The sequence below is a fragment of the Streptomyces johnsoniae genome, from assembly GCF_031845565.1.
Classification (GTDB): domain Bacteria; phylum Actinomycetota; class Actinomycetes; order Streptomycetales; family Streptomycetaceae; genus Streptomyces; species Streptomyces johnsoniae.
In genome coordinates this window covers 127,956-142,485 of the sequence record NZ_JAVREV010000008.1, presented here as the reverse complement: position 1 = coordinate 142,485, position 14,530 = coordinate 127,956, and the positions used below count along the sequence as shown (strand labels likewise).

Here is a 14,530-nt window from a genome sequence, read left to right as displayed (position 1 = left end):
GGTTGGTTCGGCCGTGGGGTGGGCAAACGGAGCCCACCCCGGAACGCATCGTGCGCCTGTGCCCGCCGGGCGGCGGGCACAGGCGCACGGCGGCCCTTGCCGGGCCGCGGCGGATCAGACGCTCTCCAGGCTGACGGCGTGCATGCCCTCCAGGAGCTGGTCGCGGTTCCTGATGCCCATTTTGCGATAGACGCGGGTGAGGTGCTGTTCGACGGTGCTGACCGTGATGAACAGCCTGTCCGCGATCTCCCGGTTGGCGTACCCCTGGGCGGCGAGTATGGCGACGCGCCGCTCCGACTCACTGAGCCCTTCGAACGTGCCCCGGTCCGCGCGTTCGCTGCCGCCGGACCGGGTACTTTCCTTGGTCTCGGCGCTGCGGGGCATGGTCGTCGGAAGCAGTGCCTGGCACATGGCTTCCGCCCCGCAGCTCTTGGCGAGGCGCCATGCCCTCCGCGCGGTGCGCCGTGCCCGGCCCTTCTCGCCCAGCTCCTGGTAGGCGCGGCTGAGGTCGACCAGGACGGCGGCGGCGTCGTACCACGCGCCCTTGGCCTCCAGCAGGCGGAACGCCTCCAGCAGCAGGGGAGGCTGCTTGGCGGTCGGCTGGACCATGGCAAGACCGTGCAGGGCCATCCCACGCGACCGTGTGAGCCCGATGTCGGGCGTCGCGGCCTGCTTCTCGACGAGCAGGGCCGCCCGGTCCCGCTCGCCCAGCCGAAGCCACGCCGCGGCCGCCCCCAACCGCCAGGGCGCCAGGGCGGGCGTGTCGATGTCCCAGCGCTGCATCAGCGTGCCGCACTCCAGGAAGTCGGACAGCGCCATGGACATGTTGCCCGTCGCGAGGTGGTGGCGGCCGCGGGCGTACAGGTAGTGCAGCCCCGCGCGGGTGAGGAACAGCGCCGGTGGCGGCTCGTGCGCCAGGTGCTTGGTCACGGCCTGATGGTTACCCATGGCGGTGTGGGCCTCCACGAGTATGGCCAGCGCGAGCGTGCTGCTGACGTTCCACGTCAGGCCGGACAGCAGGGCGTATGCCGCCTCCGCCTGGCGCACGGCGTCGGCCAGTTGGCCACGCCGCAGCGAGATGAGCGCACCGGTGGATTCGAGCATTCCTTGCCAGACCGGTGCGTCATATCTTCGTGAGCCGGCCGCGAGGACCTCGTGCCACTTCTGGGCTTCGTCGAACTTGTCCGCGTAGCACAAGGCCAGCAGAGCCGTGTGCAGAGCGTGCATCCGCCAGGGAGCCGGAGACTGGGTGCCCTGAAGCACCTGCTCGGCCAGGGCGATGGCGTACTCGTCCGCCCCCCGTTCGAGGGCGCGGGCCAGCGCGTGCCGCGCGCGCAGCTTCGAGGTGGACGTCGACGAGACGGTCGTCGTCGGGAACGGGCGGCGCGGCCGGTGCAGCAGGCCAGGGAACTCCGAGGCCATCAGCAGCGGGATACCGAGCAGCGCGGCCGTCATGTCCTCGTTGCCGTCGTAGAGATGGTCGACGACTTCCAGGGCTTCGTCGAAGTGGAGGTGGAACATCATGCCCTCGGCGACCTGCAACGCATCCCTCGTCGTCAACATCCCTGCCAGAGCCGGGCCCTTGAGCGCGAGAAAGTGCTGGGCGGAGTCGGCGGGACTCGCCTGCCACTGGCCGAAGGCGTAGTGCGACATCACCGAGAGGCGCGCAGCATCCTCCGAGCAGCATTCGCGCGCCAGCTCCAGACATCGGATGCCCTGCGCCACGTCGCCCTCGGCCAGAGCCTGACGGCCGGCCTCTCGTAAAACCGGCACCATCCAGTCGTCGTGCAGCGGGCCGGCGGCGAGCAGATGCACGGCCACGGTCTGGGGCGCCGCCCCGCCGTGGTGGAGCAGCGAAGCGACGCGGTGCCGCAGGTCCGTTGCCTCGTCATGGGGCATCTCACGGAGAACCGCCTGCTGAACGCCCGAGCGGCGGAAGTGGACACCGTCCAGCACACCGATGCCGGTGAGCAGCCCCAGATAACGTCTGACCAGCTCCGCGTCGATGCCGCTCAACCGGCTCAACAGGAGCGGGGTGGCCGCCTTGTCCAGCAGCGCGACGCACTGCGCGAGCAGGACGGCGCGCGGGCCGAGCCGGTGCAGGCACGCGAGGACTGCCTGCTGGAAGATGTGCCCGGTCGTCAGCCCTCCCTCCGAACTGGGCTGGACGGCAGGGCCGTCGCCCGCCGGCACGACGGAATCCGCGGTCGCTTCGGGCGCGGCACGCAGCCGGTGCTCCTCGATGAGCGCCTGAACGAGCAGCGGGTTCCCCACACTCAGCGTGTGGATCTCCCCGACCAGCTCGTCCGAGGGAACGCACGGGGACCGGCCCGCGGCCAACGCCCTTATGCCTTCACGCGAGAGCGGGCCCAGGTGGAAGCGGCGCACGCTCGTCTGGTACAGGAGGTCGTACAGGATGTGCGGCGGCTGCTCCTCGACCGAGGTGCCGCGCGTGAACACCAGGGTGACGGGCAGCTGGGTCAGGCGTTGTGCCAGGTACCGCAGACAGAAGAGCGTGGCCGCGTCGGTGTGCTGGATGTCGTCCACTGTGATCAACAGGGGGCGCGCGGCGGCCAGGTTGGCGACAAGCCGGTGTGTCTGCCTGGCGACTGCCACGAGGCCGTCGTGGGCCACGGGTGGCGCTGGAGCGGCCGCCACGTGCGTGGGCTCGATGAGCCGGACCGCGTCCGTGACGTCGACGCCCAGCGGCTCGATGTCCGCCAGATGCGCTTCGAGCGCCTGCAGGAGCTGGGTGAGCGTGCCAAAGGGAAGGTCACGCTCATGCGGCGCACTCACCACACTGAGCACTGCGCTGCCCGCCGAAGCGGCCTGGTCCGCCAAGGCGTCGAGCACACTCGTCTTGCCCATCGCGGTCGAGCCGCTCACCGCGGCGACGGTGCCCCTGCCCCGAGCAGATTGAACCAGTAGGTCATCGAGTCTTTCGAGTATTTGGGTGCGCTCCACCAACACTGTTGAGAATCCCCTGTCGGCATGTCAATCACGCAGCTGCCGTTTCCAGCGGCGGCTGGAAACAGGTCGGCCTAGTCCTTCGAGGTGTCGTAGTCGTTGAGCAGTGCTCGGCGGCAGAATATTCCCGCAGAGCCAGGACAAACAAGGACCGCCCCCCGGAAGTTCCAGATGTTACTGCGGCAAATGCATTCTGGCCAGCACCCGCTGGGAGAGCGTGTTGGAGCGTCGTCTCACCCCAGGCGAGAGCCCGCCTCAGGCGCTGCTTGGGCGGCTTGGGTGTCAGCGACTGTTGGTCGAGAGTTCGCCCTCCGATTGTCTGGAGCAAGCGAGTCGTTGATCAATTTTGAGGGACGCCTGTGAGGATGATAATGGGTGCCTGAGACCGTACGGAGGCGAACAGTGCCCGTCACTCCACGGCCCGGATAGCCGTATCGATACGCGACATGACGCCTTGTCGAGAGCGTGCCGACGGCCGGTCACCGGAAACTCATTGGCGCTATATGATCACTCGCGGTCACAGCGGCTCGGTGGCCGATCGGGCACCCGGCCGGCCTGTCGATCGCGCCCCGCTCCCCGCCGCCCGCGCCCCAATCCGTCGCTGTGCAGGCAGAATCCGCGCCGCTCGGCCCGCACGCCGCAACGAACGGACAGCCGCGCCCGAAACGGCCACCCCCGCCCGTGTACTGACCGTTTCGCCGCTGAAGCTGACCGTGCTCGGCCCGTATCCACCGGTGTACTGGCTGATATGACCGGAGGTGCCGGAATATCCATGACCGTTCCGGCAGGGAGGGTGACCGTTGACGGCCCGCATGTAACGGCGTCCCGGCTGCTATGGCTGGAGCCCGAATGCCCGTGACCGCCCTGGGGGAATGACTGACTGCGGGCGGTCCGCACGTGCCGCTGTTCCGGCTGATATGACCTGGGGTGCCGGAATATTCGTGACCGTTCCGCAGGGAAAGAGTGACCGCGGGCGGCCCGCATGTGCCGGTACCCCGGCGGGCGCCACGGGCGGTACCGGATTGCAAAGAATCGCCGGATGTGTCAGGCCGAACTGGCCCATTGGGCTACCGGCGAACGCGGCCGGTGCGGGGTCTGCTCGCCGGGCGGACGGACGGGCGAAGGGCTCGGCTAAATGTCAGCGCAGTTTCCCATTGTTGCCGTCCTGTCACGCAGCAGTTGGAGATTGCATCGAGCGCCTGGAATGCCGCCGATGTTGCAAACGAAGACCCTCGGTAAGGGGGTGACCGCATAGCGAATACGCCGCAAAACATGCCGTCACCCGGCGCCGCCGCGACCGACACGACGAGGCCACCGGTCCGCGGGCACCGGCCGGTGGCAGGCACCCGACCGCACGACGACCGCCGGCAGAACCGGAACCGCCCCGACACGGAACCGGCAAACCCGACGGCATCGCGGACGCCGCCCTCCTCCCGGCATCCGGCCGTGCCCGGCATGGTGCCACGAGCCGCTCCCGTAGCGTAACCGGGCGTGGCCGCGGTGACGACCGAGCCGACGACCGAGCCGACGACCGAGCCGACGCCACCGAACCGCCCAAGGGGGCCGGTGGGCGCAGCGGTCCGGCGGCACACGTTAGGGGCGATCAGGGGTTGGGGGTGGATTTGGGCCCTGCGTAGCGTTCCCGGCAATCGTGCGTCGCCGCGTCGGCGCCCTCTCAACCCGGGGTGACTTTGGTGGGTAACCAGGACAAGCTTCTTGACTACCGCGAAAGTAGTGCCAGGAAGCTGCCCGCGGCCCGCGAGCACACCGCGGAGACAACCGCCGTGGCCGCCGCGGACGCCCACCGCTCCCCGGCCACAGCAGACGCGCCCGCGGCAGACGCGCCCGCAGCGCACGCCCGCACACACGGTGCCGCCGTTCCGGCAGCGATCGGCCCTCAGCCGCACCGGCCGCACCATCGCCCCTCGCCCGGTACCACCGCCCGCCGGACCCATGCCCCGGAGGAGGCGGCCCCACTCCCGCCCTCCGGGTCCGCCACGCCACGCGGCTCCCGACAGCGCCGCAAGGCCACCCGGCGGGCCAGGACCCGATCCTCCATGCGGCACCGGCCAGGCAGAGCCGCCAACTCCGCCGAGGCACGTCGAGCACGCCCAGCGCCCTGGCCGAGTACCCTCACCCGCCCGGCAAGGAGCGAGTACAGACGGCCCCTCGCACCGTCTGCACCGTCGACGAGCGGCTTGAGGCTCCCGACTCCGGACGCGCCCGGCCACGGGCCGCTCCGGGGCATTTTCATGCCGCGCCAGGGACGCGTAACCGCAGTCGAGAACGACCCGACCGCACACGGTCGAGAGATGGTTGGAGAAATGGCGCCCACGCCCACAGCCAAGGGAACCGTTCCCTTCCGCGAGTACGCGACCTGGTACCGCGTCACCGGAAGGCCGGGAGCGGGCCGCCCGGCGCTCGTCGTCGTGCACGGAGGCCCCGGCAGCACCCACGACTACCTGCTCCCCCTGGCCGGCTACGCCGAACGCGGCTGGCCCGTCGTCCACTACGACCAACTCGGCAACGGGGGCTCCACCCGCCTGCCCGACGCCGACCCCGGCTTCTGGACGCCCGAGCTGTTCCTCGACGAGCTCGACAACCTCCTCAACCGGCTCGACATCGCCGACAACTACGTCCTGTTCGGGCAGTCATGGGGCGGGATGCTGGCCGCCTGGCACGCCTCCGCCCGCCCCGCCGGACTCCGCGGGCTGGTCGTCGCCAACGCACCCGCCTCCTACCCGCTGTGGCGCAAGGAGATGGACGTGCTGCGCGCCCAACTGCCACCGGGCGTGGACGAAACGTTGCGGCGCCACGAGGCAGCGGGCACCACCGACAGCGACGAGTACCTGCAGGCCATGCTCATCTTCTACAGTCGCCACGTCTGCCGCATCGACCCGCTCCCCCGCGAGCTCGCGGCCACCTACATGGAGACTTTCACCGACCCGACGGTCTACCGCGCCATGAACGGCCCCAACGAGTTCCACGTCATCGGCAGCCTGCGCGACTGGTCGGTGATCGACTACCTGCCCGACATCAGCGTGCCGACGCTCATCATCTCCGGCCGTCACGACGAGGCCACCCCGGCGACCGTTCGGCCCTTCGAGGAACTCATCCCGAACGCCCGCTGGGAGATCTTCGAAGACTCCAGCCACCTCACGCACCTTGAGGAGCCCGAGCGCTTCACCGAGGTGCTCGGCGGATTTCTAGACACGATCGGCGCGAACGGCGCGCAGACCACGACAGTGAGCGGAGGCTGAGACGGCGGTGGATGCCAAGGTCGAGGAGATCATTGAGGCGCTGCGCGGCTCGCTCGTCGAGAACGAGCGGCTGAAGCGGGACAACCAGAGCCTGCGTGCCACCGCGAGCGCCACGACAGAACCCATCGCGATTATCGGCATGGCCTGCCGCTACCCCGGCGGCGTCGCCTCCCCGGAGGACCTCTGGGACCTGGTCACCGAAGGCCGCGACGCCATCACCCCGTTCCCCACCGACCGTGGCTGGGACCTGGACGACATCTACGACCCGGAGCCCGGTAAGCCCGGCAAGAGCTACGTCCGCGACGGCGGATTCCTGCACGACGCGGCGCTGTTCGACCCCGACTTCTTCAGGATCAGCCCGCGCGAGGCCACCACCATGGACCCCCAGCAGCGGCTCCTGCTGGAGATCACCTGGGAGGCGATGGAACGGGCCGGCCTCGACCCGGCAACGCTCCGCGGCAGCCGCACCGGCGTCTTCGCCGGCGCGATGTACCACGACTACGGCATCACCAGCAGCGACGGCAGCCTTGTCTCCGGACGCGTCGCCTACACGCTCGGCCTCGAAGGCCCCGCCGTCACAGTCGACACCGCCTGCTCCTCATCGCTCGTGGCACTCCAGTGGGCGTCGCAGTCCCTGCGCTCAGGCGAGTGCACGCTGGCGCTGGCCGGCGGCATCAGCATCATGGCCACCCCCGAGACGTTCATCGAGTTCAGCGAGCAGCGCGGCCTCTCGCCCGACGGCCGCTGCCGTTCGTACTCCGCCGACGCCAACGGCACCGGCTGGGGCGAGGGCGCGGGCGTCCTGCTGCTGGAGCGCCTGTCGGACGCCCGGCGCAACGGGCACCAGGTGCTCGCGGTGATCCGCGGCAGCGCGGTCAACCAGGACGGCGCCTCCAACGGCTTCACCGCGCCCAGCGGCCCGTCCCAGCGCCGCGTCATCAAGCAGGCACTCGACGCCGCCGGGCTGACGACCGCCGACATCGACGCCCTGGAAGGCCACGGCACCGGCACCACCCTCGGCGACCCGATCGAGGCCCAGGCGCTCCTCGCCACGTACGGTCAGAACCGCGCCGACGACCAGCCGCTGTGGCTGGGATCGATCAAGTCGAACATCGGCCACACCCAGGCCGCCGCGGGCGTCGCCAGCGTCATCAAGATGGTCAAGGCCATCCACCACGGCATGCTGCCCAAGACACTGCACGCGGACGAAGTGACGCCGCAGGTCGACTGGGACGCCGGAAACGTCCGCCTGCTCACCGATGCCCGTTCCTGGCCCGACGCCGGCCGTCTGCGCCGTGCCGCGGTCTCCTCGTTCGGGGTCAGCGGCACCAACGCCCACGTGATCCTCGAACAGGCGGAGCCTGCCCCGGCGGACCACGCCGAGCCGACCGCGCCGCCCGTGGCCACCGAGGCGTCCGAGTCTCTGCCGTTGCTGTCGCCTGGTGTTCCGGCGTGGGCGGTGTCGGGTCGCAGTGCCGCGGCGCTTGCGGGTCAGGCGGGCCGGCTGCGGGAACACGTGGCGGGGCGGCCGGAGTTGGCGGCGTCTGATGTGGCGTGGTCGTTGGCGACGGCGCGGTCGGTGTTTGAGCATCGTGCGGTGGTGCTGGGGTCGGAGCGTGAGGTGCTGCTGGCGGGGCTGGCCGCGGTGGCCACCGACCAGCCCGCGGCGGGTGTGGTCACTGGTGAGGTGGCCCCGGTCGGCACCGGTTCGACGGTGTTTGTGTTCCCGGGTCAGGGTTCGCAGTGGGTGGGGATGGGCCGGGAGTTGGCCGAGTCCTCGCCGGTGTTCGCGGCCAGGCTTGCGGAGTGTGCGGTGGCTCTGGCTCCGTTTGTGGACTGGGAGCTTGAGGACGTGCTGGCGGGGCGGCATGGTTTCGAGGCTGCTGATGTGGTGCAGCCGGCGTTGTGGGCGGTGATGGTGTCGCTGGCCGCGGTGTGGGAGGCGGCTGGTGTGGTGCCGGATGCGGTGGTGGGGCATTCGCAGGGTGAGATCGCGGCGGCTGCGGTGGCGGGGATTCTGTCGCTGGAGGATGCGGCGAAGGTCGTGGCGCTGCGCAGCCGGACGTTGACGGTGCTGGCTGGGCGTGGCGGGATGCTGTCGGTTGCCGAGCCGGCCGACGCGGTGCGCGAGCGCATCGCCCCGTTCGGGGAACGGCTGTCGCTCGCGGCGGTGAACGGGCCCTCGGCGACGGTGGTGTCGGGTGAGCCGGATGCGCTGCGGGAGTTGCAGGAGTCCTGTGGTGAGTCGGTGCGGACTCGGATGATTCCGGTGGACTACGCCTCGCACGGCCCCCAGGTGGACGAGCTGCGCGACGAGATCCTCAACGTCCTGGACGGGATCGTTCCTGGCGAGACGCGTATCCCGATGGTCTCCGCGATGAGCGGGGAGTGGCTGTCGGGTCCGGAGATGGACGCGGGTTACTGGTTCGCTTCGCTGCGCGAGACCGTGGAGTTCGAGCGCGCGATCCAGGTGCTGGGTGAGTCCGGGCACGGCGTGTTCGTGGAGACCTCCCCGCACCCGGTGCTCACCGGCGCGATAGGTGATGCGCTGGAGGAGTATGCCCCGGTCACGGTCGGCACGTTGCGGCGGGATAACGGTGGTGCCGAGCGTCTGCTGGCCTCGTTCGCCGAAGCCTGGGTCCGGGGTGTTGAGGTGGAGTGGGCCGGTGTGCTGGGCGGTGGCGAGACCGTCGAGCTGCCCACCTACGCCTTCCAGCGGAGCCGTTTCTGGCGGCAGGCGGAGCACGTTGCGGGGAACGCAGCCCGGAAGGGTGGCGACGCGGAGTTCTGGGCCGCCATCGAGCAGGGTGACTTGGATGAGCTTGCGGCGACGCTGAACGTCGACGGTGGCAGCCTGGCAGAGGTGTTGCCTGCGCTGGCCGATTACCGGCGGCGGAGTCGGGTGGACGCGGAGGTTGCTGATTGGCGTTATCGGGTTTCGTGGGTGCCGGTTCCGGTGGTGGAGTCGGGTGTGGTGTTGTCGGGGTCGTGGCTGGTGGTGGGTGAGGGTGCGGATGCCGAGGCTGTTGCGGAGGCGCTGTCCGGGTGTGGTGCCGAGGTGATCACCGTCGCCGGTCCCGATGGGGTCGATGCCTCGGTGGTCGCGGGCGTGGCCGGTGTGGTGTCGACGTTGGCGGTGGATGATGCGGTGTTCGCCGGTGATCAGATCGTTGCGGCTGGTCTGGTGGCGACGGTGGAGTTGGTGCGGGCGTTGGGCGGTGCTGGGGTGGAGGCTCCGTTGTGGGTGCTGACGCGGGGCGCGGTGGGCGCGGGCGCGGGTGAGTCGGTGGTGAGTGCGGTGCAGGCGCAGGTGTGGGGTCTGGGTGTGACGGCGGGGCTGGAGCTGGGGAGTCGTTGGGGTGGTCTGGTTGATCTGCCTGCGGAGTTCGATGGGCGGGTGGGTGCGCGGCTGGTCGGGGTGCTCGCGAATGGTGGTGAGGATCAGGTCGCGGTGCGTTCGGGTGGGGTACTGGGTCGTCGGTTGGAGCGTGCGGGTCGTCCTGTGGTGGGGGAGGAGTGGCGGCCTGGGGGTGCGGTGCTGGTGACGGGTGGTACGAGTGGTGTGGGTGCGATTACGGCGGGTTGGGTGGCTGAGCGTGGTGCGGAGCGGGTGGTGCTGACCAGCCGGTCCGGCCCAGGGGCGGCCGGGGTGGCGGGGCTTGCTGCTTCGATCGCTGCTTCAGGTGCGGCGGTGGACGTGGTCGCTTCTGATGTGGCTGATCGTGAGGCGACGGGTGCGCTGCTGGCGTGGATGGACGCCACGGGTGTGGGTCTGTCGTCGGTGATGCATGCTGCGGGGCTGAGCAGCGGGAAGGGTGTGGAGGAGGTTGAGGCGGCTGATCTGTCGTTGCTGCTGTCGGCGAAGGCCGGTGGTGCGGCGGTGCTGGATGAGCTGACCGCGGACCGGGACCTGGACGCGTTCATGCTGTTCTCTTCCGGCGCTGCCACCTGGGGCAGTGGCGGATTGAGCGCTTACGCGGCGGCCAATGCCTACCTCGATGCGCTGTGTGACAGTCGGCGGGGCCGTGGTCTGGTGGCCAGTTCGGTGGCGTGGGGCCTGTGGGCCGGCGTGGGCATGGCCGCCAGCGACGGAGGCGAGCGGATGGCCGACTTCGGGATGGAGGCCATTGACGCGGAGCGCGGGATGCGGGCTCTGGGCCAGGTGCTGGATGCGGACGAGGGTGCGGTCGCGGTTGCCGGTTTCGACTGGGCGCAGTTCGTGCCGACCTACACCCTGCGCCGTCCGAGCCCGTTGCTGTCGGCCCTGCCCGAGGTCCGCGAGATCCTCGCGGCCGAAGCCGATCCCGGTACCTCCGCCAATGGCTCTGAACTGGCCGCGCGGCTGTCGGGCATGCCGGTGGGCGACCAGCGGGAGACGCTGACGGACCTCGTGCGTGGCCACGCCGCGGCGGTGCTTGGGCACGATGCGGCGGCGGATGTGCTGCCGCAGCGGGCGTTCAAGGACCTGGGCTTCGATTCGTCAAGTGCGGTCGAGCTGCGCAACCGCTTGTCGACGGCGGCCGGGGTGCGGCTGCCCTCGACGATGATCTTCGACTACCCGAACCCCGCCGCGCTCGCCGAATACCTGCGTGGCGAACTCGTCGGTTCGGTCGGGTCCGAGGGCGCGGTCCAGGTGGTGGCCGCGGCCGGGGGCGAGCCGATCGCGATCGTCGGCATGGGTTGCCGCTTCCCGGGCGACGTTCACGGGCCCGAGCAGTTCTGGGACTTGCTGGTTGCGGGCACGGATGCGGTGGGCGGGTTCCCGACCGACCGTGGCTGGGACGCGTTCGAGGAGGAGTTCGGCGGCGCAGCGGTCCGCGCCGGGGAGGCTTACACCCGGCAGGGCGGGTTCCTCTACGACGTGGCTGACTTCGATGCCGGGTTCTTCGGGATCAACCCGCGCGAGGCGATGGCCATGGACCCCCAGCAGCGGCTGCTGCTGGAGACCTCATGGGAGGCGATCGAACGAGCGGGCCTCGCGCCGTCCTCGCTGCACGGCTCGGCCACCGGTGTCTTCATCGGCGCCAACCACTCGGGATATACCTCCGTTCTGCCCAACGACGATCAAAGCCTGGACGGCTACCGGCTCACCGGCAACGTGACGGCCGTTCACTCCGGCCGGATCTCCTACACGCTGGGTCTGACGGGCCCGGCGGTGACGGTGGACACGGCGTGTTCCTCGTCGCTCGTCGCGTTGCACCAGGCGGTGACTGCCCTTCGCAGCGGTGAGTGCACGATGGCGCTGGCCGGCGGCGTCGCCATCATGGCCCTGCCGGATTCCTTCATGGACTTCTCCCAGCAGGGCGGCATGGCCTCCAGCGGCCGGAGCAAGGCGTTCTCGGACGATGCGGACGGCATCGGCTGGGGCGAGGGCGCGGGTGTGGTGGTGCTGGAGCGTCTGTCGGACGCGCGGCGCAACGGGCACCAGGTGCTTGCGGTGATCCGCGGCAGCGCGGTCAACCAGGATGGTGCGTCGAACGGTTTGTCGGCGCCGAATGGTCCTTCGCAGCGTCGGGTGATCCGTGCCGCGCTGGCGAACGCGCAGGTCTCCGCGGCGGATGTTGATGTGGTGGAGGCGCACGGCACCGGCACCGCACTGGGTGACCCGATCGAGGCGCAGGCGCTGCTGGCGACCTACGGGCAGGAACGTCGCGACGGGCAGCCGTTGTGGCTGGGGTCGGTGAAGTCGAACATCGGCCACACCCAGGAAGCCGCGGGCGTGGCGGGTGTCATCAAGATGGTGCTGGCGATGCGGCACGGCGTTCTGCCGAGGACGCTGCACGCCGAAACCCCTTCGTCGCATGTGGACTGGGCCTCGGGGGATGTCCGGGTGCTTCAGGAGGCGCGGGAGTGGTCGGCGGGTGACCGGCCGCGGCGGGCGGGTGTGTCGGCGTTCGGTATCAGCGGCACGAACGCGCACGTGATTATTGAAGAGGCGCCGCTTGAGGCTGCGGCGGAGCCCGCGCCGGAGGGCGAGGGCGAGCCGGGGTTGCCGGTGTTGTCGCCTGGTGTTCCGGCGTGGGTGGTGTCGGGGCGTAGTGCGGTGGCGCTTGCTGGTCAGGCGGGCCGGCTGCGGGAGCATGTGGTCGGGCGGCCGGAGTTGGCGGCGTCGGATGTGGCGTGGTCGTTGGTGGCGGCGCGTTCGGTGTTTGAGCATCGTGCGGTGGTGCTGGGGTCGGAGCGTGAGGTGCTGCTGGCGGGGCTGGCCGCGGTGGCCACCGACCAGCCCGGGGCCGGTGTCGTGTCCGGTGAGGTGGCTCCGGCTGGGGTGGGGAAGACGGTGTTTGTGTTCCCGGGTCAGGGTTCGCAGTGGGTGGGGATGGGTCGGGAGTTGGCGGAGGTTTCGCCGGTGTTCGCGGCGCGGCTTGCGGAGTGTGCGGTGGCTCTGGCTCCGTTTGTGGAGTGGGAGTTGGGGGATGTGCTGGCGGGGCGGCATGGGTTTGAGGCTGCTGATGTGGTGCAGCCGGCGTTGTGGGCGGTGATGGTGTCGCTGGCCGCGGTGTGGGAGGCGGCTGGTGTGGTGCCGGATGCGGTGGTGGGGCATTCGCAGGGTGAGATCGCGGCGGCTGCGGTGGCGGGGATTCTGTCGCTGGAGGACGCGGCGAAGGTTGTGGCGTTGCGCAGTCGGACGTTGACGGCGCTGGCCGGGCGTGGCGGGATGCTGTCGGTTGCCGAGCCGGCCGACGCGGTGCGCGAGCGCATCGCCCCGTTCGGGGAACGGCTGTCGCTCGCGGCGGTGAACGGGCCCTCGGCGACGGTGGTGTCGGGTGAGCCGGATGCGCTGCGGGAGTTGCAGGAGTCCTGTGGTGAGTCGGTGCGGACTCGGATGATTCCGGTGGACTACGCCTCGCACGGTCCCCAGGTGGACGAGCTGCGTGACGAGATCCTGACCGTTCTGGAGGGCGTTGCCCCGCGGGAGGCGCGTATCCCGATGGTGTCGGCGATGAGCGGGGAGTGGCTGTCGGGTCCGGAGATGGACGCGGGTTACTGGTTCGCTTCGCTGCGCGAGACGGTGGAGTTCGAGCGCGCGATCCGGGTGTTGGGTGAGTCGGGGCACGGCGTGTTCGTGGAGACGTCCCCGCATCCGGTGCTCACCGGCGCGATAGGTGATGCGCTGGAGGAGTATGCCCCGGTTACGGTCGGTACGTTGCGGCGGGATAACGGTGGTGCCGAGCGTCTGCTGGCCTCGTTCGCCGAGGCCTGGGTCCGGGGTGTTGAGGTGGAGTGGGCCGGTGTGCTGGGCGGGGGCGAGTCCGTCGAGCTGCCGACGTATGCCTTCCAGCGGCGTCGGTTCTGGCCCGAGGTCCGTGAGGTGCAGCGGGCGGCCTGGTCGGCGGATGACTGGCGTTACCGGATCGCCTGGGAGCAGGCCGGTGAAGGCGGCGTTGCTGCTTCGCTGTCGGGGACGTGGCTGCTGGTGGGTGAGGCGCCGGATGCGTCGGTGATCTCCGGTGTGCTGGCGGGGCATGGTGCCGAGGTGGTTGCGGTTGCCGGGCCTGAGGAGTTGGACGCGTCCGTGGTGGCGGGTGCGAGTGGTGTGGTGTCGTTGCTGGCGCTGGACGAGACGCCGGATGCGGAGTATCCGTGGGTGCCGCGTGGCACGGCGGCGACGGTGGACCTGGTCCGGCTGTTCAACGAGATCGGCGCGTCGGTTCCGGTGTGGGTGGTGACGCGGGGTGCGGTGCAGACGGGTGCGGGTGAGGCGACGACCAGCCCGGCGCAGGCGCAGGTATGGGGCCTTGGCCGTGCGGTCGGCCTGGAGCACCCGGAGTTCTGGGGCGGTTTGGTCGACCTGCCGGCGGAGTTCGATGCCCAGAGCGCGGCCCGGTTGGTGTCGGTGCTGGCGGACGGTCGTGAGGACCAGGTCGCGCTGCGGCCCTCGGGTGTGTTCCTCCGTCGTCTGGTGCGGGCCGAGCCGAAGCCCGGCCGACAGAACTGGCAGCCGCGTGGCACGGTGCTGCTGACCGGCGGCACCGGCTCGATCGGTCGCCATGTCGGTGTGTGGCTGGCTGAGCGTGGCGCGCCGCGCGTCGTTCTCACCTCGCGTTCGGGTCCGTCCGCGCGAGGTGTGGCGGAGCTTGCCGCGTCGGTGGCGAACGCGGGGTCGGATGTTGAGGTGATCAGCTGCGATCTGGGTGTGCGTGAGCAGGTGGCCGGGATGGTGACCTGGCTTGAGGAGTCCGGTCCTGGCCTGTCGACCGTGCTGCACTCGGCGAACCTGCCTTACCTGGCGCGGGTGGAGGAGACCGGGCGCGAGGGTCTGTCCGCGGCGCTGGGTGCGAAGGCGCTCGGGGCGGTGCACT

General features: G+C 70.3%; 3 protein-coding genes (1 of these 3 running past the window's edge). 2 read left to right on the top strand and 1 reads right to left on the bottom strand.

Features of this window, described 5'->3' with window-relative positions:
* Positions 1–114 precede the first annotated feature (114 nt).
* Positions 115–2,964: an ATP-binding protein gene (locus RM779_RS16250; protein ID WP_311618408.1), complete on the bottom strand. Its 2,850-nt coding sequence runs from the start codon at positions 2,962–2,964 to the stop codon at positions 115–117.
* 2,327 nt (positions 2,965–5,291) lie between these two features.
* On the opposite strand from RM779_RS16250, the gene RM779_RS16245 reads away from it, so the two are divergent.
* Together RM779_RS16245 and RM779_RS16240 are read left to right on the top strand one after the other, a co-directional pair.
* Positions 5,292–6,227: a proline iminopeptidase-family hydrolase gene (locus tag RM779_RS16245; protein ID WP_311618407.1), complete on the top strand. Its 936-nt coding sequence runs from the start codon at positions 5,292–5,294 to the stop codon at positions 6,225–6,227.
* Between the two features lie 7 nt (positions 6,228–6,234).
* Positions 6,235–14,530 carry the 5' end (the start) of a type I polyketide synthase gene (locus RM779_RS16240; RefSeq protein WP_311618406.1) on the top strand. It continues 19,028 nt past the right edge of the window, so the window shows 8,296 of its 27,324 coding nt (coding positions 1–8,296); it begins with the start codon at positions 6,235–6,237; its stop codon lies beyond the right edge, outside the window.